The organism is Bifidobacterium sp. LH_450 (assembly GCF_056356715.1).
The window spans coordinates 560461-583252 of sequence record NZ_JBKEUU010000001.1 but is presented as its reverse complement, the minus strand read 5'-3'; the positions used below and the strand labels follow the sequence as shown (position 1 = coordinate 583252).

Sequence of the window (22792 nt, the reverse complement as noted above, 5' to 3'; positions counted from 1 at the left end):
GCTCGCTTTCGTTTCCGGGATTGTGGTGCGTTGTGCCCTGTTGCCGATTGTAGCCGAGGGGGCGCTAGCCGAGCAGCTGCCGGGAAAGTTCCGCGATGCGTGCCGACGGGTCGGAATTCGAGATTTCGACCGAGCCTTCCTGCGTTGCCGGCGCCAGCCTGCCCAGCGATTCCAGCACCACCGACAGATGGTGCGACGTTCCGGCGTTGCCGTCGATGATCGCGGTGGAGGGGGGCAGCAGTTCGGCGAAATAGTCGCGGAAGAACACGAAATGGGTGCAGCCGAGCACGACGGCGTCGGTGGCGGCCAGGTCGTAGCCGGAGAAGTAGCGTTCCAGCGTCGCCATGACCAGGTCATGGTCGCCCAGATTGCCGCTTTCGACGATCTCGACGAGGTCCGGGCACGGCTGGGCGAAGATTTCATGGTCGGCGTCGAACCGCTTGACGAGCGCGGCGAACTTGCGCTCGCGCAGCGTCAGCGGCGTCGCCGCGACGATGATGCGCTGGCGCTCGCCGGCGTCGGCGGCGACCTTCAGCGCCGGCTCCATGCCGATGATCGGCAGGTCGAACTCGTCGCGCAGCGTGTTGACGGCGGCCGACGTGGCGGTATTGCAGGCGATGACGATGGCCTTGACGCCTTGTTTCACGAAGCGTTTCACGATAGTGCGGCTCAGCTCGGCCACCTCGTCGACGGAACGCGTGCCGTAGGGGGCGTTCGCCGAGTCGCCGAAATACAGCAGCCGTTCGTGCGGCATGTCGGCGTGGATCTGGCGGGCGACGGAAAGCCCTCCGAGTCCCGAATCGAAGATGCCAATCGGCGCGCTGGAAGCCATGGTTCATCCTTTCGCTGGGTTCAGCCGCCAATCCTAGTCCGGGGACGTGCCGGAACGGGGATAATGCGGCACAACGGGAACGGGCATGCGGCAGCGGGCGTTCCCGGCGTGCGGAGAAAAGGCGCCCGAGTGGGGCAGCGGGGCGGTAGAGTGGAGCGTATGAGCATTCCGCAAACCGTATACAAGGCGCAGGCAACCGGCAACGACTTCGTGCTGTACTGCGATCCGCTGGGCGAGTACGCGCCCACCGAGCGCGAGATCGTGCAGCTGTGCGACCGGCACTTCGGCATCGGCGCCGACGGGCTGATCCGCCTGACGCGCCCCGAATACGTGGCCGACCTGGACGCTGAAACCGTCGAGCGGCTCAACGCAGGGGGCGCCAAGTGGTTCATGGACTACCGCAACGCGGACGGGTCGCTCGCTGAAATGTGCGGCAACGGCACGCGTGCCACGGCGCTGTTCGCCTCGAGTCAAGCCGGCGTGGCGGTCATGCCGCAGGGCGCCAGGTGGCTGCTCGGCACGCGCGCCGGCATCAAGGCGCTCGGCTCGCTGGGCGCGGTGCCCGGGCTGGGCGGGCATGTGTTCCGCGTCGACATGGGCGCGTGGTCGATGGGCTCCGACGGTACGCCGGGCCACCCGGGCGCGGTGGATGAATACACGGTGACGCTTGGCGGTTCGGGCCAGGCGAAGGGCACGTTCGTCGACATGGGCAACCCGCACGTCGTGGCCGTCATCGAGGACGCGTTCTCGTCGCTGCCCGTCGTCGAGGACCTGGATCTGTCCGCGGCGCCGATCGTCGAACCGGCGCTGGAGAACGGGCAGAACGTCGAATTCGTGCGCGTCGACGAAATCTCGCCGGCGGAGGACTGCGGCGAGGCGACGATGCGCGTGTTCGAGCGCGGCTGCGGCGAGACGCTGTCGTGCGGCACCGGCCTGTGCGCCACCGCCATCACGCTGCGCGCCAAGACCGGCGTGGACCACTGGACGATCAACATCCGCGGCGGCGTCGTGCGCGTCGACGTGGCCGACGACGAAGTCTCGCTGACCGGCGACGCCGAACTGGTCGGCGCTGTCCAGCTGCTGTAGGGCGGCGCAAAGGCACGGCGGCTGGAAGCGCTGGAAAATCCCAGGCAAAGCGAAAGCCCCGTTTTCCCGGCAATCTTGTGCCAGGGAAAACGGGGCTTCCGCGTTGCCGTTGCCGGCTACGCGAAGATGCGCGAGCCGTCGCGCACGAGGATCAGCGTGACGATGGCGACGATCCACAGCACGTCGACCATCAGGTCGTAGTTGAGCCGGTAGTAGGTGTACAGGCCGCGATGCTTGCGCGGCAGCCGCTGCACGGTGACGGTGGCGTGCGACAGGGCCATGAACTGGATCGTCGTCGACGCCATCAGCGCCAGGCACCACGGGCACAGCGCGTTGATGACGAACAGGCTCTGCGAGGTCAGCCAGTACGCGTACGCCAGCGCCGCCAGGCCCCCCAGCCACGTGCACCATGCGAACCAGCGCGGCACCCGCACTTTCGCCAGGCCGATGACGGCGATCGTGACGAACACCGATTCGGCGGCGATGCCGAAGAACGCGTTCGGGAAGCTCAGGTCGCCGAACTTGATGATCTCCGCCTGCCAGCTCTGCGCGACCGTCGAGCAGGAAATGACGCCGTTGACGTCGCAGCCCAGCGCCTGGTTGGGGTGGCGCGCCAGCTGCAGCGTTTCCGCGGCCAGGATGAACGACACCCCCAGCGCGGCCGCCGACGCCAGCAGCATGACCAGATACGTCCACGTCGCGCCGTTGCGCCAGCCGGACGGCATGTCGAAATCGTCGTTCAGGGCCGGTTCGGGCGCTTTCCCCTTCGCCAAATCGCGCGTATTCGCCTGCGACATAACGCTCCTTTGTGTGTCGATGCAGAACCCATGGCTGCCTATGGGAAGCCATGGCATGCCGGCAGCCAGCGGCGGCCGACAGTAGCGATAGTACAGCCCCCGGGCCGTCTTTTCCAGCGGGTTGCCATGCGCCGGGCAGCCGCACTGGGCCTATAATCGAGGCATGACTGAGTATGAGATGCCTCTGGAGCCGCCGGTGCGCGGGTGGGACCTGCATTGCCACACCGTGTTTTCCGACGGCACCGAAACGCCCGATTCGCTCGTGCAGAACGCGCGCGTCATCGGGCTCGAAGGCGTCGCAATTACCGACCACGACACGACCGCCGGCTGGCAGCAGGCGCAGAACGCGGCGCGCGCCAAGCACATCCCGCTGCTGCGCGGCACCGAGATCACGGCCGTCGACGACGGCGTGTCCGTGCACATGCTCGCCTACCAGTACAACCCGCGCAGCCGGCACATCTGCGAGCTGTTCGCCGCCACGAGGCAGTCGCGCCTCGAACGCACCAAGCGCATGACGGAGCGGATCGCGCGCGACTATCCGATCTCCTGGCAGCTTGTGCGCGAGCAGGTCAAGGAGGGCGACCAGACCACGATCGGCCGCCCCCACATCGCCGACGCGCTCGTAGCGGCCGGCGTCTACCCGAACCGCTCGGCCGCGTTCGCCGGCATCGTCAGCACGGCCAGCCCCTACTACATCCCCACGCCGAGCCCGACGACGCGGCAGATCGTGCGCGCCGTCAACGACGCCGGGGGAGTGAGCGTCATCGCCCACGCCGCCGACCCGAGCCGCAACACCCGGCTGCTGACCGACGCCCAGATCGAGGCGCTCGCCGACGAAGGGCTCGACGGCCTCGAAATCTGGCATCGCGGCAACCCCGAACCGGAACGCCAGCGGCTGCTCGGCCTCGCCAAACGCTGCCATCTGCTGGTTACCGGCGGCTCGGACTGGCACGGCGCCGGCAAGCCGAACGCGCTGGGGGAGAACCTCACCGACAGCGCCACCGTCGAGCAAATCGTGCGGCGCGGCGCCATCGAACTGTGGCAGTGAACGCGAACGGGCGCCGGTTCCGGCGTATTCTGTACACGCTGGAACCGGCGCCCGGCCGGAAAATCTCGGGAAAAATCTCCCGGAAATCTTAGAGATTGTTGAAGCCGACGGCGTGGCGCGCTTCGGCGCCGACGATGGCGTAGCCGAGGCAGCCGGCCGGAACGATGATGTGGCGGCCCTTGTTGTCCATGAGGTCCAGCTGTTCGTTGTTGGACAGCGCGCGCTCGATCGTCGCGCTGACTTCCTGCGCCGTCGCGTCGGTGGTGAACGTCACCGTGCGCGCCACGTTCTGGATGCCCAGTTCGATATCCATGGGGTTCCTTCCTTCCGCGGGCGCCCGAACGGTTCGCGGCGCCCCTTGGCTTTTCCAAACGGTTGCTTTGAGGGTATTCTACCGGCTTTGCTTGCCGGAACCGTGCATTTCCAGCCCGGCCTTCGCGTCGCGCATAGCGCGTTCCTCGCGCTCCAGCAGCGGGATCAGCATCGTCGGCGTGGCGTCCGAAGCCTCGCCGGATCCTTCGGGCGTTTCCGCTGCCTGCTCGACGTCAAGATGGATCGTCGTCGACGACGAAGCGCTGTCGTGGCGCCGCTGCGCCGGCGACGAACCGGTACGGTCCGCTTCCCGGGATTCGGCTTCGGCAGCCGCTTCGGCGACGGCCCGGGATTCGGCGGCGATCACCTCGGCTTCTTCGGATTCCGCTTCGGACTGTGCCGCTGCCTTGGCTTCGGCCTCGGCCTGCGCGACGGCGGCCGCGGCGATGGCGTCGGATTCGGCGCGGTGCGCGGCGCCCTCCACCATTTGCGAATAGGTCAGGCCGAACATGCCGCCGGTATCGTCGGATTGGGCGATTTCGTCGGCGTAGCCGGACACGACGTCGACGGCCGCCAGGGCGACGTCGGTCTCGCTCGTCGCGTCGGTTGCGGCGCCCTGGCCGGCGGAGGGGCGCTGGCCGGTGACGTCGGATTCGCCGGTCGCGTCGGCGACGATGGCTTCGCCGGTGGAATCGGTCAGCGCGGCGACGGCCGCGGCCGCGGACGCGACGATGGCCGCCGAATTCGTGTCGTCTGCGGCGAACGGCGCAACCGGTGCGGTAGCGGATGACGGCACGGCCGCGGCGTTCGCCGCCGGGGCCGGCGCGGGCATCGCGGCTTCGGTGGAGGCGAGGGCGGCCTGTGCGGCCTGCGCGGCGTCGCGCGCGACGTCCTCCCTTAAGAGCGTATTGACGGTGACGGTGCTCGGCTCGCCTTCGGGATGGCGGGCGGGACGCTTGCCGGCCGCTTCGTTGCGGTGGTGCGTGACGCCGATCTGGTGCGCGAGCCGGTCGACCTGGGCCTTGAACTGCATGATCGAATTGCTGTCGCCGCGGTTGAGCGCCTGGATGAACTCGCCGACCTGCTCCATCTGCACCCACAGGTTGGCGCGCAGCATGATCAGGTCGTCGAGGCGGTTGCCGAGGATGCGGCCATAGGCGGCGAGCACGGCATTGCGGTGCGTTTCGTCGAGCTTGGAGAAGATCCACGCCAGGTCGCGCGCCGGGTCGTTGATCTGCATCTCCTGCCAGTTGGTGACGGTGGTGATCGTCGAGCCGGAGAAAATGAAGTCGCCGTCGGTGAAGCCGCCGTGGACGGGGCAGGTGGCAAACGACCACATGCCGTCCGTTTCCAGGATCGCCGCCCACGAGTCGGTAATCTCGGCCGGAACATGGCCGGCCGAACGCAAACGCTTGATCCAGGCCGTCAGCTGCGCGTGGATCTGGCCGGTGGTGTACGCAGGATAGCCGGCCGAAGCGATGAAGTCGGGACGCAGGCGGTGGATCGTGCCGATGACGGTGCCGACGCTGGCGCAGTCGTCGAGCGTGAGCAGCTCAAGCGAGCGGGAGACGCCGTCCGGATGCGTCGTCAGCAGCACCGCGGGCGACGAAATGTCGCCGTCGTCCTGCGGGCCGGCGAACGCGAGCACGTCGTCGACGGCGAACCCTAAGCCGATGAAGGCGCGCGAATCCGCAATCGCCTTCGCGGCGGCGCCGCGGGTGCGCAGCCGTTTCTTGCCGCCCTTCAGATCCGCGGCGTACACGTTGAACAGGTTGCCGCGCGCGTCCTGCACGACGGCCTGGTCGATGCCAGCCTGACGGTCGGTGTCGTTGTCCTGCTCGCTGCCGCGCACGCCGGTCACCCCAATGGACGGCATGGCGGCGGACGCAAGGGCCGCTAGCTTGAGTTCGCTTCGTTCAGTCACAGAATATACAGTAATACAACGTGCCCTCAGGCGGGAGAAAACAGGCGGCGCGGCGCCAAAATGGAGGCGTGCGACAATGGTGCCTATGGATTCTTCAGCCGAACGGTTCCTCGACGGCCTCGACGACGCGCAGCGCGAGGCCGCGTCCAGCGTGCGCGGCGCCGTGCGGATCATCGCCGTCGCCGGCGCCGGCAAGACGCGCACGATTACGCGGCGCATCGCGTACGGGGTCGCCAGCGGCGCGTGGGATCCGGCGAAGGTGCTCGCCGTGACGTTCTCGGTGAAGGCGGCCACCGAAATGAAATCCCGCCTGGCGGCGCTGGGAGCCGGCGCCGACGTGCGCGCCTCGACGTTCCATTCGGCGGCGCTGCGGCAGCTGCGGATGGTGTGGCCGAATCTGGTGGATGGCCCGTTTCCGCACGTCAACGAACGGCAGGACGGTACGATCGGGCGGGCGATCACCCGGCTGACGAACATTTCCGAACGCTCGCTCAACGCCGCGATGGTGCGCGACGTGCGCGAGGAACTCAACTGGTGCAAGGTCGGTCTCGTCGCGCCGTCGGACTACCCGCGGCTCGTTGCCGCGCAGCACCGGCTCGTGCCGTGCGGACTGACAGCGGCGCAGTTTTCGGAACTCTACGACATGTACGAACAGGAAAAGACGGCGCGCGGCGAAATCGATTTCAACGACATCCTGCTGCTCGCGTGCCATGTGCTGGAAAGCTTTCCGGAGGCGGCCGCCGCGATACGGCGCCAGATTGGCTGGCTGACCGTCGACGAATACCAGGACGTCTCGCCGCTGCAGCACCGCCTGATGAAGCTGTGGCTGGGCGGCAATGACAACGTTTGCGTCGTCGGCGACCCGGCACAGACCATCTATTCGTTCGCCGGGGCGACCAGCTACTACCTGAACCATTTCGGCGAGGAGTTCGGGCCGCTGCGTGCCGACATCCGCCTCGAACGCGACTACCGCTCGAACCCGCCGGTCGTGCGGATGGCCAACCGCGTGCTGCGCGCGTCCGACGACCGCGCCGACTACCAGCCGCTCAAGGCCGTGCGCGACGGGGCGGCGCGCGTGGAGCGCACGCGCTACGCCACCGACGCCGAGGAGGCCGCCGGCGTCGCCGAACGGATCCGGCGCTACGTCGAGCACGGCGGGAAGGCGTCCGACTGCGCGATCCTCACCCGCATCAACGCGCAGCAGCTGCCGTTCACGAAGGCGCTGGACGCGCTGGGCATCCGCTACCAGCTGCGCCGCGACTCCGGCTGGCAGCGTTCCGCCCTCCCCGAAGGCCTTGCCCTGCAGATTCCCGGCGAGGAAGAGGGCGCGGCTGCGGGTGCGGACGTAGCGGCCGGGAAGACCGGCGGAACCGGAGAGGCGACGCCAGGCCAGAAAGCCGGCGAAAGTCCTGACGGAATCGCTGCGGTTGCTGAAACGGCGGAAATCGCTGTGGTTGCTGCGCAAGGTTCTGCCGGCTCCTCTCAGGGTGTGCATGAGGGGACCGTGCCTAGCGCAATTCCTGTTTCCGCCGTTCCCTCCGCTTCTTCCGCTTCTTCCGCTTCTTCTGCGCCCGAAGGAGACACTCCTGATGTGAGGACTGAATCTGCCGGCGAAGTGCAGAAGGAACGCGACTTGAGCTGCGTGACAATCTCAACGATCCATGCCGCGAAGGGCCTGGAATTCAAGCAGGTGTACCTCATCGGCTGTTCGGAGGGGCTGCTGCCGTACCGCGGCCCGGACGCCGGCGAGGAGCTGGAGGAGGAGCGGCGCCTGATGTACGTAGGCATCACCCGCGCCGAAGACAAGCTGCACCTGTCGTACGCCGAGCACAAAGGCGACGGCGCCGGCCAGCAACGGGCCCCCAGCCGCTTCCTGCTCTAACCGCCTGCGTTGGGCCGCGTCCTTGCCGTAGCCGATTGCGTTGGCCGCGTCCTTGCCGTAGCCGCTTCCATAATCGTCTGCTTTATGGCGGAAAAAATACGTTCCAGTCGCTGACGCTGGCTTGGTGGCTGGTTTGTTCTGTCGGGAATACGTTCCAGTCGCTGGCGTCACGTCGTCAACTGCTTTGTTCCGTCCCGAATACGTTCCGGTCGCTGGCAACGGCTTAGCGACTGGTTTGTTCCGTTCGAGATATTTTCCAGTCGTAGGAAACGTTTCAGTGACTGGAACGTTCCGTCCGTGATATTTTCCAGTCGGTGTCGGCGCCTTAACGACTGAAATGCGGCGAAGGTGGAATGTTCCAGTCGCTGAGGCGACGTCAGCGACTGGAATATGGAGGAAGCGGAATATCTCTTCCGCTGACAGGCCCAGCGACTGCCTTGTGCCGCCAGAAATACGTTTCAGTCGCTGACGTCGCCTCAGCGACTGGAAAATAGGATTAGTGGAATAAGTCAGTCGCTCAGTCCGTCCGCGACTGCTTTGTTCCTTCTCCGCTACTTTTCAGTCGCTGACACCGTGCCAGCGACTGCTTCGTTCTTTCAGGAATACGTTCCAGTCGGTAACAAGGATTCAGTAACTGCTTTATGTGAACGAGAATATGTTCCAGTCGCTACGGGTGATTCAGTGACTGCTTTGTGCCACGGAAAATACGTTTCAGTCGCTGCGAGTGGCTCAGCGACTGACAGGTATGGGGATGGGAATATTCCAGTTGGCGGCAACGGTTCCGACGGCCTTACGTGTTTACGCTGCCTGCGTGTAATTGCATTATGGAGATGTTTTCTGCTCAGATTTCCTGAAGTGGCAGTTTTGGAAGGTTTGATACGATGGCGGCTTCCGCTGCTCCTGAGTGAAAACGTTATGCCAGCGACTCCAGGTTTTCCGGTTCTTCGGCGGTCATGTCGAGCAGGCCATCCTGGCTGGCGGCGTCGTAGAGGTCCTCGCGCAGCTGATGGGTGAGCTGCTGTTGCTGCCGTTCGAATTGGCGCAGCTGCCGTTCGGTGACGACGCGGTGTCCGCGGGGATTGGGCCGCGAATAGGGGAGGATGCCGTCGTCCATCATCCTGACGACGGTGCTGCGGCTGACGTTCAGGATCTTCGCGATCTGCCCCGTGGTGAAGCGGCGTTCGGCGGTACGCTGGTTCTCTTCTAGATAGGCAACCACCGTACGGTATTCGTCTTCGCTGAGCTCCCGTACGCCGTCGGGCCCGGCGAGCGTCATTGCTGCAGTCATGGCCGCTCCTTCTGTTTTTGTTGTCATTCAATTGTACCGTTCGAAACGTTCAAAACGCGCGAAACGCTCGAAACGTTCATGGAGTCGCAGCCGATTTTGGTAGCGATGAAAATACGCATGCTTATAGGATTCGTCTGTTTCTTTTGCGTCTCCTGTCTCGTCGCGGTTGCCCGCGATTCGGGCGAGGTTACCGCAGTATTTAACGGTTTGCTAGGCTTGGGCATTACGGGCTGCTTGCGAGCCATGGGGAATATTGGTTCGCAAATAGCTGATAACTGAATCAATTGGAGATCCTCGTTTGTGACGGCTCGTAATGGAGCGGGAATAGGCGGGGGGGTAGCGCTCTGCGGCGCAATCTCCCCGCGTACGTAGCCGTCAGCTTCGAAGTCGATTCCTTGACGGCTTGCTCGTGAAGGAGAAGGACGATGAAGAGGATATGGAATGCGCTGGTAGCACTCGTGTCCGTCGTGGCGCTCGCCGCCGCGGGTTTTGTCGGCGTGACGGCAGCGTCCGCCGATGAAACCAAATACACGATTACAATCAACAGCACCGCGCCGGGCCATGTATACGAGGCCTATCAGATCTTCAAGGGCGACGCGTACGGCACGACGCTGTCCAATATAGAATGGGGAGATGGCGTCACCAAATTCGGTCAGGAGGAAATCACATCCTGGTTGAACTTCATCACCGGCGGCGGCGAAGGGGAACTCAAGAATGCGGCGGACGTCGCTGAATGGCTTACCGCCAACGGTTCCAAAACGTTCTGCGACAACGTTACCTATATGGAGACGTTCTCCAGCACAATAGAGAGTTACCTGGCGTCTCCTTCCGGTACGTTGACGGAAAACAAGAACGGCGACGGCGATACCGTCAACTACACGATTTCCAATCTGCAGGCCGGCTATTACCTGGTCAAGGACAAGGACGGCACGCTCGCGGACAAGAACGATGCCTACACGTCCCACATCTTCCGCGTCGTCACCGACGTCACCGTCGAGCCGAAATCGACGTTGCCGACGGTGGACAAGTTCGTTGCGGACGAGGCGGCCGACGCTGAATCCGGCGCAACCGCCGACCCCGACGACAGCGGGATCGAGTGGGGCAAGACGGCTGACCATGCCATCGGCGAGGAATTCCAGTTCAAGCTCGTCGCTACGTTGCCGGCTGACGCTGATCGCGCCGACTATCCTTCCTACAAGCTGGTCTTCAACGATACGATGAGCAGCGGCGTCTCCTATGACGGCGTCGAGAGCATCGTCGCCACGGTCGATAACGGCGACGGCACTGCATCCGACATTGCGCTGGGTACGCTGAACGAGGGGACCTTCACGCCGGAGGATGGCGTGGCTATTGCTCCGGGCGACTCGGCCGCCAATACGCTGACCGTCACCATTGACGACCTGCGTGCCTTCGTCGAAACGCCCAATGACTTCCGTGACGGCTACGTAACGGCGAATATCGCAAAGGCGATTACCGTCACCGTTGTCTACTCCGCCCACCTCACCGAAAAAGCGGTGGTCAATTCCCAGACGGGGAAGATCGAGAACACCAACGCCGTGTATCTGCAGTTCTCGAACAACCCGTACGACAGCAGTGAGCTAGGGCAGACGGAACCCGTCACGGTGTACGTAGCCACATACAAAATCGCTACGAAGAAGACGATTGACAGCGTGGATGGAAAAGCGCTTCAGGGAGCCAGCTTCGTGGTCAAGACGGCCAATCCATACGAATACCTGACTTTTGAACCCTCCTACAGCGAGGCTGACGGCGGTCAGGGAGGCTGGGTCGTTACTGGCACCATTCTGGCGAGGAAAAGCGCTTGGTACCCTGGTTACTACCTAGCGAACGCAAATGGACAACTTCTCCCTAAGGAGGGGCATCCTTTCGGGGACGATGAAGACTTCACAGCAATGTACGGCCAAGAGGTGGGAGGAAAGATGACGATCACCTCCCAGTCCGATGGCAATTTCAATATCGTCGGCTTGGATACGGGCGAGTACACGCTGATTGAAACGGTGACGCCGGACGGCTACAACACCGCGGATGACGTTTCGTTTACGGTTGGGGCGGAACATAAGGTCACGGATGCCGGCTATGGCGAGGTAACGAAGCTGACGCTGACCGTCGACGGCGAATCCGCCGATAAGGTCACCGTCGTCAACCGCTCGGGTTCCAAGCTTCCCGAGACTGGCGGCGTCGGCGCGGCGCTGTTCTACGGTGCCGGCGCGTTGGCTGTGTCCGTCGCGCTCGGTGGCCTGGCGCTCGCGTTGCGCAGGCGTTCGGCTTAAGATTCCGCGTTCCGCGGCTTTATTGCCGCCGGGAATGCGAATGCTCACGGAGGGCCCTCGGGCCCTCCATCCGCATCCGCGCAAACTCGCGTTCCGCCAATTTGTTAAACCGATTTACAGTATTACGATATACCGTATTATGATACTGCAAACTGAACGCAGCTCGCAGAGCCGGCAATGATCCTCGCCGGCGTGCGAAGCAATCTGAATGAATCCGCTGGAACGTGCCGGAAAATCTATATTCCAGTCGCTGCCGACCCCTGCGCGTCTGGAATGTGCCGGAAAGAATACGTTCCAGTCGGCGGGAACGCCTCAGCGACTGGAATGTAGAGCGGTGGGAACCGGTCAGTCGCTGAATCCGGCAGCGACTGACTTATGCCAAGGAATCTATTTTTCAGTCGCTGCCACCCTCTCACCGACTGAAAAGTAGACAAAATGGCACAAGCCAGTCGCTGACGCAATCAGTGACCGACTTGTGCCGGGAAAAATACGTTCCAGTCGCTGGGGACGCCTGAGCGACTGGAACGTGCCCGAAAATCTACGTTCCAGTCGGTGATGGTGATTGAGCGACTGGAACGTGCCGGGAAAAATACGTTCCAGTCGGTGGGGACGCCTGAGCGACTGGAACGTGCCCGAAAATCTACGTTCCAGTCGGTGACGGTGATTGAGCGACTGGAACGTGCCGGGAAAAATACGTTCCAGTCGGTGGGGACGCCTGAGCGACTGGAACGTGCCTGAAAATCTACGTTCCAGTCGGTGACGGTGATTGGGCGACTGGAACGTGCCGGGGAAAATACGTTCCAGTCGCTGGGAGCGGCTCAGCGACTGGAACGTAGATTTGGGGGAATGAATCAGTCGGTCGGGGCGGTGGGGGAGTCGCCTTCGCCGGCCTTGGGTTCGCCTTCGGTGTCGCTGGTTCCGGACTCGCCTTCGGCGTCGTCCGACGGGCCCTTGGCGTTATCCGACTCGCCGTCGGTGCCGTCGGACGGCTCTCCCATTGCGCCCGGATCCTCGAGAAGCTTGCTCAGCTCGCTGTCCCAATCGATTTCGCTGGAGCTGGAACCGGAACCGGAGGCCGACGTACCGGACTCCGCACCCGCGGAGGCAGTGCCGGAAGCGCCGGCAGCCCCCTCGCCGCCTTCGCCGGCAGCGGCGGCGTCGTCCGGAAGCTGGGGGAGCAGGTCCGGGTGGCTCCACATGGCGTCGCGCGCCTCGATGCCGTCGGCGGCCGTAATCTGCTCCCACAGCGCGGCGGCTTCGCGCATGCGGCGCGGGCGCAGCTCGAGTCCCATCAGGCTTTCGAACGTGCGTTCGGCCGGGTCGCCGACGGCGCGTTCGCGGCGCGTCATTTCGCGCAGCTGCTCGATATGCGGGATGTGGGCCATGCCGGCGCGCCACACGACGGTGTCGACCCAGCCTTCGACGAGGGCGAGCAGCGTTTCGATCGACCGCATCGCCTCTTCCTGCTCCTCGGTGTCGGCGATGCCGACCTTCGCGATGTTCACCGCGCCTGACAGGCTGTCCGGATCAAGCGCCGACGCCTCGCGCAGCTGCTCCTCCATGGCGTCGAGGTCGATGGCGGTGCCGCGGGCATACTTGCCGATCAGCGCCTCGAAGCGCGGCTTGAGCCACGCGACGTTGGCGAACAGGCGCGCGTAGGCCGCTTCGTGCAGCGCGAGGAACGCCGTCACTTCGGCCACGTCGATGTCCAGCGATTCCGCGTATTCCTTGACGTTCTGCATGACCAGGCCGCCGGCGGCGTTCGGCAGCATCGCGATGCCCTGGTCGAAGCTGCCGCGCACCTCGCGGCTCAGTGCGCCGGCCGCCTGCCCGAGCTGCGTGGCGTAGGACGTGTTGGCGAACAGCTTCATGATGTTCTTCGGGTCCTTCATGCCCTCCGGAATCGGAATCGGCACCGGTCCGGCGAACATCGCGGTGATTTCGGAGTCCATCGCGTCGCCGAGGCGCTCGGTGATGACGTCGGTCAGCGCGTCGTTCATCGCCTGCGCCACCGGAGCGGCCAGCGCCGCCCAGTTCTCGATCGTGCCCTCCACCCAGCTGGCGCGGGTCAGCGCCTCCGCCTCGCCGGGAGCCGGGTTGAATTCGCAGGCCGTGTCCAGCCACAGGTTCGCCTCGCTCATCGCGCGGCGCATCGCGTTGCCTTCCGACGCGCTGACGGTCGCCTCGGAACCGTCCTTGTTCGCCTGCTGCAGCGCGAGCGACTGAGCCAGCTTGACGTTGATCGGGCCGTCCTCGACCGCCTGCTGCATGCCGGCATACGAACCCAGGCCCCCGGAGGTGAACGCGGCCATCAGCGACCGCACCTGCTCGGGGTCCGGCAGCCCTTCCGCGCCCTGCGAAAGCATCTGCTCGCGCAGCCCCTCGGGCAGCTGGGACAGCTGGTTCCACGCCATTTCTCCCTGGATCGGGCCGAAGCATTTGATCAGCCACTGGTGGATTTCGTTCTCGTCCATATCGAACCCCGCTTGTCGAACGCTGTGTTGTGGGACGCGACTCGCCGTCCCAGCCGCCACGGCCGCCCCTGCCGCTCCGGGCGGGGCGCCTAGGTCAATTGCCTCCATACTATTGGAGGCATGGCCATCATGCATGTCGAACGCGCCCAAGCTTCACCAAAGTCCGCCAACGAGCCCGGCAACGAGCCCGGCAGCCAGTCTGGTGAAGCCCCGTACGGCGCCCCCGGCTCCGGCCGCCCCCCGCAGGACGCCGCCGACGCTTTCAGTACCACTAATACTAAGGAACCGGGGCGGCTGCGCCGTTATTTCACCGGAAGGCCCAAGCGTTTCTACATCGGCCTGCTTGCCGTCCTGCTCGCCATCGTCATCCTGGCGCTGCCGGGCGCCTACGTCGTCGAAATGCCGGGCCGCACCGCCAACGTCCTCGGCAAGGACGGCGACACGCCAATCATCGAGGTCACCGGCGTCAAGACGTACGAGGATCCGGGCCAGCTGCGCCTCGTGACGGTCGGCGCGATGGGCGTTCCCGGCTACCCGGTCACCAACGCGCAGATCCTCGCGGCGTGGGTTTCGCCTTCGGAACTGGTGCTGCCCACCGAAGTGGTCTACCCGACCGGCCAGAGCGCCGAGGAATACAAGGAGGAAAGCAATACGCAGATGGCGACGTCGCAGGACGCGGCCGTCACCGCCGGCCTGGCGTTCGCCAAGTCGCTTGGCGTTGACGTGTCGAATGCGAAGGTGACGATGCACGTCGACGACATCGGCGGCCCGTCCGCCGGCATGATGTACGCGCTCGGCCTCGTCGACATGCTCACGCCGGCCACCGAAACGAACGGCCTGACCATCGCCGGCACCGGCACGATCGACGAGAAGGGCAACGTCGGCTCCATCGGCGGCATCGTGCTCAAGATGATGGGGGCCAAGCGAGACGGCGCCACCTGGTTCCTGGCTCCCGAAGCCAACTGTTCGTCCGTCGTCGGCAACGTTCCCGACGGTCTGAGCGTCGTCAGGGTATCGACGCTGCAGGAAGCGTACGACGCGCTCGTCGCCATCGGGGAGGGCAAGGGATCGTCGCTGCCCACCTGCACCGCCGCGTGATTCGCTGCGTCCCTGCGGAAATCTTTTATCCAAGATTTTTCCAGGATTTCCGTATTTCGGCGCCGTTGCGGCATTGGCGGCGCGGTGAGCGGGGCGCCCCTTCGCGTTGTGGTCTTTTCGCGCCACTGTTCAGGTTTCTTGGTATATTGGCGAGCGTGAATCAAACAGCATCTAGCAAGGCAGAAGAGTTCGGCTTTCACGCGGGGGACATCGTCCAGGAATGGCTCTGGGACGATGATGTTGACGACGACATCCGCCAGAAGATCGAAGCCCTCACCGGAGAGGAACTTGTCGACGAAGACTATGATTCGGCCGTAGACGGCGCCGTCATCTGGTGGCGCGACGGCGACGACGAGGACGAGCTGAGCGACACGATCGTCGATGCCTACGCCGTGCTCGGACAGGACGGCCCGCTGTGGGTCCTCACCCCGAAGCCTGGCCGCCCGGGCGCCGCGAGCTCCGGCATCGTGCAGAACGCCGCCAAGACCGCCGGCATGAACGCTTCGACGCCGTTTACCGTCGCCCCCGACTGGAACGGCATCCACCTGCGCGCCTTCGGCAAGGGCCGCGCAGAGTAACCAAGATTTATTCACGCCAAGACTTTTTCGGGGCCCTTTCGCGGGGCCCTTTTTCGTACGCGCCGTAAGCGGCGGCCGCCAGCGGGAGTGGCAACGTGAAAACGTGTCCAAAATCTCATATAGAGGAGAAGGGGAGGGGGCGGAACGCTGGAATTGCAGGGGTTTTGCAAGGGTGGGCGATGAGGGATTCGAACCCCCGACATCCACCGTGTAAAGGTGGCGCTCTAACCAACTGAGCTAATCGCCCGCGGACATAACTTTACAGGAAGGCCGGACGAACGCAAGCGCTCGGTGAACGCGGGCTGGAAGTTTGCTGCGGGAGCGGAAGGAAGGTATAAAAAGAGGTGCGCCGCGTCGGCTCGGTCACGTAATCTAGAAACGGTACGACTTTTCAGGAGGACGATAGCCTATGGCTCAGGATACGGAAATCCATAAGGACACGCCGAGCATTGCGCGCGCCAAGAAGCGCAAGTGGGGCTACGATCCCGAGCAGGTCGACGAATTCCTCGAGCAGGCCCACGCACGGTACGAAAGCGATGAGCTGAACCTGACCCAGAAGGACATCCAGAACGTGTCGTTCGACCTGACGAAGGGCGGCTACGTCATCTCCCAGGTCGACGGGACGCTCGAACGCCTCGAACGCGCCGTCGTCGACAAGCAGACCAGCTACGAGATTTCGGCGAACGGCCGCGTCGCCTGGAAGGCGCAGACCGAGGACCTCTTCCGCCAGATCGCCGCGCACGCTTCCCGCGCCGAAGGCGAGCGGTTCGCCGCCGGCCGCGCGAAGTCGCCGTCGTACGACCGCAAGCAGGTCGACCGGCTCGTCGACCGCATCGTCGACAAGGCGAGTCTCGAGCTCGGCGAAGCGCTGCCGGGTCGCGACGACATCGACGAAGCCGCGCTCGAAAACGTCAAGTCCTCCACCGTCGCCAACACCGTCTTCACGCAGCGCAAGGGCAAGCGCGGCTACGACGAACGCCAGGTCGACTACTTCCTCAACGCGTGCGTGCAGCTGCTCAGCCGCATCGAATCGTACGAACGCATCGCCGATTTCGTGACGTCCGATCCGGAGGAGCCGCGCCATGCCGCCCCGGCCGCCGGCGAGACGACGTCGCTGTTCGACGCGTTCGCGGCGGCCCCCCAGCCGGCCGAGGAGCCCGCGCCGTCGCTGGCCCCCGAAGCGCCGCAGTCGTTCGACGACGTCCAGCAGGCCGAACAGGCGATTTTCGCCCCTGCCGCGTCGGCCGCCGCTTCCGCCGCTTCCGTTGGCACCGCCACCGCGTCCCAGCCGCCGGCCAACGCGCCGCTGGCAGCCGATACGACGGCCGTTTCGGGCGCTGAAACCGCGCAGACGGCTGCCGCCGCCATGCCGCCGTCGTTCGCGCCCGCTTCCAGCGCGCATGCTGCCACAGCGTCCGGCGCCGTGCCGTCGATGCTCGTGCCGGAGGAGCCGGCCAAGCCGACGATCCACTCCATCCAGCCGATTACGCCGGCCCCGCGCACCGTGCACGTGCCGGTCAGCGAGCCGGAAAGGCGCCCGAGCCACACCGACATCTTCGCCGAACACGCGGCCGCGCCGGCGCCGACCGTCAACACGGGCAGCTCCTCCAGCGCCGCCGCAACCCCCGCGTTCACCGCGGCGGATGCGTTCCCGGCGCCCGCTCCGGCCTCTTCCGCTTCTTCCGCGCCGGCCTCTTCTTCCGCCGCATCCGTTTCCTCCGCGCCGATCCGCTCCGGCCTGCCGCCGGTCGACCTGCCCGAATCGTCGGTGCTGCCGTCGTTCGCGCCGAGCGCGACGCGCAGCTCGCGCCACGCTTCCGCCTCTTCGGCCGCCCCGTCGCAGCCGGCTGCCGCAACCGCAGCGCCGTCGGCCGCTTCCGCCACCCCCGCGCCGAGCCTCTCCGACACGGCATCCTCGATCCAGATTCCCGAGGTCCCCAAGCTGGCCAACATCACGATTCCCGACCTGCCGCCGTTCCACCGCACCGACGGGGGCGCCTCCGCGCAATCTCAGGCAGCTTCTCAAGCAACTTCCCAGGCCAGCGAACCGTCGTCGGACAGCACGTCGTTCGAAGCGCTGCGCCCGCTGGGACGCCAGTCGCTCGACGTCGAGATTCCCGACCTGTCGTTCCCGTCGTTCGGCGACGACGACGCCGACGGAAAGCGTGCGTAAGTGATCAACCAGCAGACGGTAACGATTCTCGGCTCCACCGGCTCCATCGGCACGCAGGCGCTCGACGTCATCGCGCGCCATCCCGACCGCTTCGCCGTCACCGGGCTCGCGGCCGGCGGCCAGCACCCGCAGCTGCTCGCGCAGCAAGCCGCGCGGTTCAACGTTCCGGTCGTCGTCGTGGCCGACGAAACGGCGGTGCCGGCCGTGCGCGAAGCGCTCGACGCAGCCGGCGCGTCATTCACCCAGATTCGCGCCGGACGCAGCGAAGTCGCCTCGCTGGCGGGTTCCGGCTCGTCGGTGGTCCTGAACGGCATCACCGGCTCGATCGGCCTCGAACCGTCCATCGCCGCGCTCAAGGCCGGCTCCCAGCTGGCGCTGGCGAACAAGGAATCCGTCGTCGCCGGCGGCCACCTGCTGTTCTCGGCGCAGGTGCGCGACGGGCAGATCAACCCGGTCGACTCGGAGCATTCGGCGATCTGGCAGAGCCTGCGCGCCGGCAAGCACGCCGAGGTCGCCCGGCTCATCGTCACCGCGTCCGGCGGCCCGTTCCGCGGGCTCAAGCGCGCCGACATGACGGCGATCACGCCGCAGCAGGCGCTCAACCACCCGACGTGGAACATGGGGCCGGTCGTGACGGTCAACTCGTCGACGATGATGAACAAGGGGCTCGAGGTCATCGAGGCGAGCCGGCTGTTCAACATCGGGCCCGACCGCATCGAAGTCACCGTGCACCCGCAGTCGATCGTCCATTCGATGGTCGAATTCGTCGACGGCGCCACGATCCTGCAGGCCTCCCCGCCCGACATGCGCCTGCCGATCGCGCTGGGCCTGTCGGCGCCGGAACGCATGGCCGACGTCGCCGCGCCGTGCGACTGGAGCACCGCCGCGACATGGACGTTCGAGCCGCTGGACGACGAGGCGTTCCCGGCCGTGAATCTTGCGCGGCAGTGCCTGGCGGCTTCCGAAAAGCATACGGCGGTGCTCAACGCCGCCAACGAACAGGCCGTCGCCGCGTTCCTTGACGGGCGATTAGGCTATCTTGGCATCGTCGATACCGTCGCCGCCGTGCTCGACGACATGGACGGCGAGCTGCGTTCGGCGCCGCTGTTCGAAAGCGTCGCCGAAGTGGAGGACGTCGAGCGCCAGGCCAGGCGCCGCGCCGACGACATCATCGCCCGGAAGGGCTGAACGCCGCCGGCGATCTTGCGCCGGCCAGCAATCTCACGCAAGCAAGCAAACGCAAGCAAGCAAACGCAACCGAACCAGCCAGCCCCCTCCTCGCCGAGGGGGTTCGCTTTGTACTAGAGATTAGAGATAGGACTACAGGAACGATGGGTACGCAATTCAAGAAGACCGGGCAGGCCGCGATTTCGGAAAGCCCGCTGCATCCGCGCCGCAAGTCCCGGCGCATCATGGTCGGCCCGGTGCCCGTTGGCGGCGGGGCGCCGATCTCGGTGCAGTCGATGACGAATACCCGCACGGCGAACATTCCGGCGACGCTGCAGCAGATCGCCGAACTGACGGCGGCCGGCTGCGACATCGTGCGCGTCGCGGTGCCCAGCCAGGAGGACGCCGACGCGCTGCCGGCGATCGTCGCGAAGTCGCCGATTCCGGTCATCGCCGACATCCATTTCCAGAGCAAGTACGTGTTCCAGGCCATCGACGCCGGCTGCGCGGCCGTGCGCGTCAACCCCGGCAACATCCGCAAGTTCGAGGAAGTCGGCCCGTCGATCTGCCGCGCCGCCACCGACGCCGGCATTTCGCTGCGCATCGGCGTCAACGCGGGCTCGCTCGACAAGGAACTCTACGAACAGTACGGGGGGCCGACGCCGGAAGCGCTCGTCGCTTCCGCGATGAAGGAAGCGCGCATGTTCGAGGACGTCGGCTTCCACGATTTCAAGATTTCCGTCAAGCACCACGATCCGGTCACGATGGTCGAAACGTACCGTCTGCTGGCTTCGAAGGGAGATTGGCCGCTGCATCTGGGCGTCACCGAAGCGGGGCCGGCATGGCAGGGCACGATCAAGAGCTGCCTTGCGTTCGGCGCGCTGCTCGCCGAAGGGATCGGCGACACGATTCGCGTTTCGCTTTCCGCGCCGCCGGTGGAGGAAGTGAAGGTAGGCTGCAAGATCCTCGAATACCTGGGGCTGCGCGAACGGCACTTCGACATCATTTCGTGCCCGAGCTGCGGGCGCGCGCAGGTCGACGTCATCCAGCTGGCCAACGCCGTGACCGAGGGGCTCAAGGGCGTCACCGCGCCGATCCGCGTCGCCGTCATGGGCTGCATCGTCAACGGGCCCGGCGAGGCGCGCGAAGCCGACCTCGGCGTGGCGAGCGGCAACGGCAAGGGGCAGATCTTCATCAAGGGCAAGGTCGTCGAGACGGTGCGCGAGGAGCAGATCGTCGAAACGCTGCTCAAGTACGCCCACGACATTGCGGACTCGATGCAGGCCGAAGCCGCAGCCTCGGGCGAGGAACCCGCCGCCACCGGGCCGGTCGTCATTCCCGTCGGCGCGTAGGGTAGGCTGCCGGTAGAATAGTCTGCCGTGCGCAAGAGGCAGGACGTGAACGAAGCGGAAAACGGCAGCATCGCACCCTGGAGCCGCGTCAAGCGGATCATGGTGGGGCTGCCGATCTTCATCATCCTCATGGCCATCCTCGTCTCCGTGTCGACGCAGACGCGCATCCCGTGGAACTACGAACCCACCGGGCAGTCGATGGCGACGCTGACCGGCGACACCGCCATCACGTTCGATACCGAAGGCGGCGAAGCGCTGCCGGCGAAGGGCGAGTACGACGTCACGCAGCATTACGAAACGTTCACCGCCACCCGGCCGTCCACCGGCGAAACCCAGGAAATCACCGTGCTGGTGCGCGAGCCGGTGAACGCCGGCAAGGACCTTCCCGGCGTCGTGTTCATGCACGGCGCGGGCACCGGCGGCACCTGCGACGATTCGTTCGGCGACATCGCCTACGACATGTCGTCCGCCGGATTCGTTACCGCCGTCATCGACAAGCCGGTATGGTCCACCAGTGCGCTGACGCGCGACTACCCGGCATCCGCGCAGGTCTACGACCAGGTCATCAACCTGCTGCGGGACATGGACGACGTCGACTCCGGCAACGTCGGCATCTACGCGACGAGCGAGAGCACGTGGATCTCCTCCTACCTGCTCGACATCGACCCCGACGTGGCGTTCCAGATCCTGCTCAGCCCGATGGTGTTCTCGCCGCGCATTTCGCTCGGGTTCCTCGCGGCGCAGGACTTCGCGCTCGCCGGAGCCAACGACGGCTACCAGTCGATCGTGCGCAGGCTGCTGTCCGCGGACCTGGGCATGTTCGGGCTCGGCAACGTCGACCTCGACATCCTCAACCCGCAGGCGTATTCGGTGCCGACGCTGGTCGCCTACGGCTCGAAGGACGTCATGACGGCGCAGGTGCAGGGCGTCAAGGAAATACTGAAGAACGCCCATGAAGCCGGCAACTACGACGTGACGATCCGCAGCTACCCGGTCGCCAACCATGTGCTGAGGCTGGGCGACGAATCGAACGAGGGCACGCCGTTCGCCGACGACTACGTCACCGACGTCATCGACTGGGCCGCAGGCACCGCGCGGGGGCTGACGCAGACCAGCGAGCCGATAGCCGGCAACGAGCTCTACCAGTCCATCGCCGTGCCCACCGACCTGCATGCGCGCAAGGGCATGACCATATTCGGCGCCGTCATCGTCGCGCTGATGGTGGTGACGCTGCTGGCGACGATCGTCATCTGGATCATCGCCGTCGTCAAGTGGGCCATCAACCGGGCGAGGAAGCGGCCGCGCGGCTCGACGCCGGGCATGCAAAACGGCTTCGGCAAGGCGCTGCTGACGCTGTCGGCCGCGACGATGGCGGCGCTGCTGCTGTTCTTCGCCGGGCTCGTCGACGTCGTCATGGGCGTCGTCAAGCTCGCCTGGGGCGACGCGCCGACCGAAAACCCGGGCGTCATGGTGTGGAGCTGGCCGGTCATCCAGATCATGTGCGTCGTGGTCGTGTGGGCGTGGGCGCTCGTGTTCACGCGCATGATCGAGGCGGCTTCGCACCGCGGCCTGGTGCAATGGCCGATGCGCAAGGGCGCCGTCACCGAAATCGTCACCGGCAAGCGGCCGGTGCTCGCCACCCGGCGCTTCGGTCGCGTCGTGTTCTGGGTGACGGCAGCCGCGATGCTGATGGTGCTGCTGTTCTTCGCGTTCTGGGGGCTGTTCGTCTACTGATGGCGCTGTATAGGGATGAAGGGGTGGTGCTGCGCACCGCCAAGCTTGGCGAGGCGGACCGCATCATCACGCTGCTGACGCAGAACCACGGCAAGGTGCGCGCCGTCGCCAAAGGCGTGCGGCGCACGAAAAGCCGGTTCGGCGGCCGGCTCGAACCGTTCATGCGCGTCGACCTGCTGCTCGCCGAAGGCCGCACGTTCGACGTCATCAGCCAGGCCGAATCCATCGATGCCTACGCCGGGCCCATCACCGCCGACTACGCGGCGTTCACCGCGGCGAACGTCATCGCCGAAACCGCCAACGACCTCGTGGCCGCCGAGCACGAGCCGGCATTCGCGCAGTACCGCCTGCTCATCGGGGCGCTCAACGCCTTGGCGAAAGGGCGGCACCGGCCGCTCGATACCGCCGAATCGTACGTCCTGCGCGCGCTGGCGCTGGCCGGATGGACGCCGCGGCTCAACGCGTGCGTCGTATGCGGCCGCCCCGACGACCTGCGGTTCTTCTCCGGCCGCGCCGGGGGAGCGATGTGCGGCACCGACCACACGCCGGAAGCGCGCCGGGTCGGCATTGCCGAGCTGGCGCGCATGCGGGCGCTGCTGGAAGGCGACTGGGCGGGGCTGGAAGGCGCGGGGGGCGAATCTCAAGAATCTCAAGGCTCCCAAGGCGATGCGGTGACGCATCTGGCCACGGCGATGGTGGAGGATTGGGCGCAGGCGATTCTCGAACGGCCGATACGTTCGCTGCGGTTGCTAGATTAAG

General features: G+C 65.5%; 18 protein-coding genes and 1 tRNA gene. 12 read left to right on the top strand and 7 right to left on the bottom strand.

The annotated features are described in order from the left end of the window. Window positions 1-64 precede the first annotated feature (64 nt). Window positions 65-832 (bottom strand): glutamate racemase, encoded by a 768-nt coding sequence (gene murI / locus AC1AXT_RS02505; RefSeq protein ID WP_476540409.1) that lies wholly within the window; start codon window positions 830-832, stop codon window positions 65-67. 159 nt (window positions 833-991) lie between these two features. Here murI and dapF point away from each other — a divergent pair, with 159 nt between their 5' ends. After that, the gene (dapF, locus tag AC1AXT_RS02500; protein ID WP_476540407.1) at window positions 992-1918 is read left to right on the top strand and encodes a diaminopimelate epimerase; all 927 of its coding nucleotides are present in this window, start codon (window positions 992-994) and stop codon (window positions 1916-1918) included. A gap of 116 nt (window positions 1919-2034) precedes the next feature. On the opposite strand, the gene AC1AXT_RS02495 is transcribed toward dapF, so the two are convergent. After that, complete coding sequence (locus AC1AXT_RS02495; protein ID WP_476540542.1) at window positions 2035-2643, bottom strand: vitamin K epoxide reductase family protein; 609 nt, start codon at window positions 2641-2643, stop codon at window positions 2035-2037. A 235-nt stretch (window positions 2644-2878) separates the two neighbouring features. Between AC1AXT_RS02495 and AC1AXT_RS02490 the strand changes: the two genes are divergently transcribed. Then, on the top strand, window positions 2879-3763 hold the full coding sequence (locus AC1AXT_RS02490) for a PHP domain-containing protein (RefSeq protein WP_476540406.1): 885 nt from the start codon (window positions 2879-2881) through the stop codon (window positions 3761-3763). A gap of 88 nt (window positions 3764-3851) precedes the next feature. Here AC1AXT_RS02490 and AC1AXT_RS02485 read toward each other — a convergent pair whose 3' ends face one another. Both AC1AXT_RS02485 and AC1AXT_RS02480 read right to left on the bottom strand, forming a co-directional pair. Then, window positions 3852-4076, bottom strand: coding sequence for a DUF3107 domain-containing protein (locus AC1AXT_RS02485; RefSeq protein WP_476540404.1), 225 nt, complete (start codon window positions 4074-4076; stop codon window positions 3852-3854). A gap of 78 nt (window positions 4077-4154) precedes the next feature. Continuing rightward, complete coding sequence (locus AC1AXT_RS02480) at window positions 4155-5951, bottom strand: phosphotransferase (protein WP_476540540.1); 1797 nt, start codon at window positions 5949-5951, stop codon at window positions 4155-4157. A 133-nt stretch (window positions 5952-6084) separates the two neighbouring features. Between AC1AXT_RS02480 and AC1AXT_RS02475 the strand changes: the two genes are divergently transcribed. After that, entirely contained in the window at window positions 6085-7881 is a 1797-nt protein-coding gene (locus AC1AXT_RS02475) for an ATP-dependent helicase (RefSeq protein ID WP_476540403.1), read from the top strand. 913 nt (window positions 7882-8794) lie between these two features. Here the strand turns inward: AC1AXT_RS02475 and AC1AXT_RS02470 are convergent. Further along, window positions 8795-9169 (bottom strand): helix-turn-helix domain-containing protein, encoded by a 375-nt coding sequence (locus tag AC1AXT_RS02470; RefSeq protein WP_476540401.1) that lies wholly within the window; start codon window positions 9167-9169, stop codon window positions 8795-8797. 425 nt (window positions 9170-9594) lie between these two features. Here AC1AXT_RS02470 and AC1AXT_RS02465 point away from each other — a divergent pair, with 425 nt between their 5' ends. Both AC1AXT_RS02465 and AC1AXT_RS02460 read left to right on the top strand, forming a co-directional pair. Next, a complete protein-coding gene (locus tag AC1AXT_RS02465) occupies window positions 9595-11457 on the top strand; it encodes an isopeptide-forming domain-containing fimbrial protein (protein ID WP_476540399.1) in 1863 nt (620 codons plus the stop codon). Between the two features lie 552 nt (window positions 11458-12009). Continuing rightward, window positions 12010-12195 carry a hypothetical protein gene (locus AC1AXT_RS02460; protein ID WP_476540398.1) on the top strand — a complete coding sequence of 62 codons (186 nt, stop codon included), beginning with the start codon at window positions 12010-12012 and terminating at the stop codon, window positions 12193-12195. A gap of 113 nt (window positions 12196-12308) precedes the next feature. On the opposite strand, the gene AC1AXT_RS02455 is transcribed toward AC1AXT_RS02460, so the two are convergent. Continuing rightward, window positions 12309-13931 (bottom strand): zinc-dependent metalloprotease, encoded by a 1623-nt coding sequence (locus tag AC1AXT_RS02455; protein ID WP_476540397.1) that lies wholly within the window; start codon window positions 13929-13931, stop codon window positions 12309-12311. Window positions 13932-14051: 120 nt separating this feature from the next. Between AC1AXT_RS02455 and AC1AXT_RS02450 the strand changes: the two genes are divergently transcribed. Both AC1AXT_RS02450 and AC1AXT_RS02445 read left to right on the top strand, forming a co-directional pair. Next, window positions 14052-15029: a YlbL family protein gene (locus tag AC1AXT_RS02450; RefSeq protein WP_476540396.1), complete on the top strand. Its 978-nt coding sequence runs from the start codon at window positions 14052-14054 to the stop codon at window positions 15027-15029. Window positions 15030-15175: 146 nt separating this feature from the next. Continuing rightward, a complete protein-coding gene (locus AC1AXT_RS02445; RefSeq protein ID WP_476540394.1) occupies window positions 15176-15607 on the top strand; it encodes a DUF3052 domain-containing protein in 432 nt (143 codons plus the stop codon). A 173-nt stretch (window positions 15608-15780) separates the two neighbouring features. Here the strand turns inward: AC1AXT_RS02445 and AC1AXT_RS02440 are convergent. Further along, window positions 15781-15854: transfer RNA gene (locus tag AC1AXT_RS02440), tRNA-Val, on the bottom strand. A gap of 162 nt (window positions 15855-16016) precedes the next feature. Between AC1AXT_RS02440 and AC1AXT_RS02435 the strand changes: the two genes are divergently transcribed. From AC1AXT_RS02435 to recO, 5 genes are all read left to right on the top strand, one after another. Beyond that, window positions 16017-17780 (top strand): DivIVA domain-containing protein, encoded by a 1764-nt coding sequence (locus AC1AXT_RS02435; protein ID WP_476540392.1) that lies wholly within the window; start codon window positions 16017-16019, stop codon window positions 17778-17780. Further along, window positions 17781-18968: a 1-deoxy-D-xylulose-5-phosphate reductoisomerase gene (gene dxr, locus AC1AXT_RS02430; protein ID WP_476540391.1), complete on the top strand. Its 1188-nt coding sequence runs from the start codon at window positions 17781-17783 to the stop codon at window positions 18966-18968. It abuts the gene before it with no gap. Between the two features lie 143 nt (window positions 18969-19111). After that, a complete protein-coding gene (gene ispG / locus AC1AXT_RS02425) occupies window positions 19112-20299 on the top strand; it encodes a flavodoxin-dependent (E)-4-hydroxy-3-methylbut-2-enyl-diphosphate synthase (RefSeq protein WP_476540389.1) in 1188 nt (395 codons plus the stop codon). 99 nt (window positions 20300-20398) lie between these two features. Next, entirely contained in the window at window positions 20399-22033 is a 1635-nt protein-coding gene (locus AC1AXT_RS02420; RefSeq protein ID WP_476540539.1) for an alpha/beta hydrolase family protein, read from the top strand. Then, complete coding sequence (gene recO, locus AC1AXT_RS02415; RefSeq protein ID WP_476552773.1) at window positions 22033-22791, top strand: DNA repair protein RecO; 759 nt, start codon at window positions 22033-22035, stop codon at window positions 22789-22791. The genes AC1AXT_RS02420 and recO overlap by 1 nt, the downstream gene beginning before the upstream one ends. Window position 22792 lies beyond the last annotated feature (1 nt).

Excerpts from the sequence above, each read along its gene's own strand:
- murI (WP_476540409.1), bottom strand. The coding sequence starts at position 832 with ATGGCTTCCAGCGCGCCGATTGGCATCTTCGATTCGGGACTCGGAGGG.
- dapF (WP_476540407.1), top strand. The coding sequence starts at position 992 with ATGAGCATTCCGCAAACCGTATACAAGGCGCAGGCAACCGGCAACGAC.
- AC1AXT_RS02495 (WP_476540542.1), bottom strand. The coding sequence starts at position 2,643 with ATGCCGTCCGGCTGGCGCAACGGCGCGACGTGGACGTATCTGGTCATG.
- AC1AXT_RS02490 (WP_476540406.1), top strand. The coding sequence starts at position 2,879 with ATGACTGAGTATGAGATGCCTCTGGAGCCGCCGGTGCGCGGGTGGGAC.
- AC1AXT_RS02485 (WP_476540404.1), bottom strand. The coding sequence starts at position 4,076 with ATGGATATCGAACTGGGCATCCAGAACGTGGCGCGCACGGTGACGTTC.
- AC1AXT_RS02480 (WP_476540540.1), bottom strand. The coding sequence starts at position 5,951 with ATGCCGTCCATTGGGGTGACCGGCGTGCGCGGCAGCGAGCAGGACAAC.
- AC1AXT_RS02475 (WP_476540403.1), top strand. The coding sequence starts at position 6,085 with ATGGATTCTTCAGCCGAACGGTTCCTCGACGGCCTCGACGACGCGCAG.
- AC1AXT_RS02470 (WP_476540401.1), bottom strand. The coding sequence starts at position 9,169 with ATGACTGCAGCAATGACGCTCGCCGGGCCCGACGGCGTACGGGAGCTC.
- AC1AXT_RS02465 (WP_476540399.1), top strand. The coding sequence starts at position 9,595 with ATGAAGAGGATATGGAATGCGCTGGTAGCACTCGTGTCCGTCGTGGCG.
- AC1AXT_RS02455 (WP_476540397.1), bottom strand. The coding sequence starts at position 13,931 with ATGGACGAGAACGAAATCCACCAGTGGCTGATCAAATGCTTCGGCCCG.
- AC1AXT_RS02450 (WP_476540396.1), top strand. The coding sequence starts at position 14,052 with ATGGCCATCATGCATGTCGAACGCGCCCAAGCTTCACCAAAGTCCGCC.
- AC1AXT_RS02435 (WP_476540392.1), top strand. The coding sequence starts at position 16,017 with ATGGCTCAGGATACGGAAATCCATAAGGACACGCCGAGCATTGCGCGC.
- ispG (WP_476540389.1), top strand. The coding sequence starts at position 19,112 with ATGGGTACGCAATTCAAGAAGACCGGGCAGGCCGCGATTTCGGAAAGC.
- AC1AXT_RS02420 (WP_476540539.1), top strand. The coding sequence starts at position 20,399 with ATGGTGGGGCTGCCGATCTTCATCATCCTCATGGCCATCCTCGTCTCC.
- recO (WP_476552773.1), top strand. The coding sequence starts at position 22,033 with ATGGCGCTGTATAGGGATGAAGGGGTGGTGCTGCGCACCGCCAAGCTT.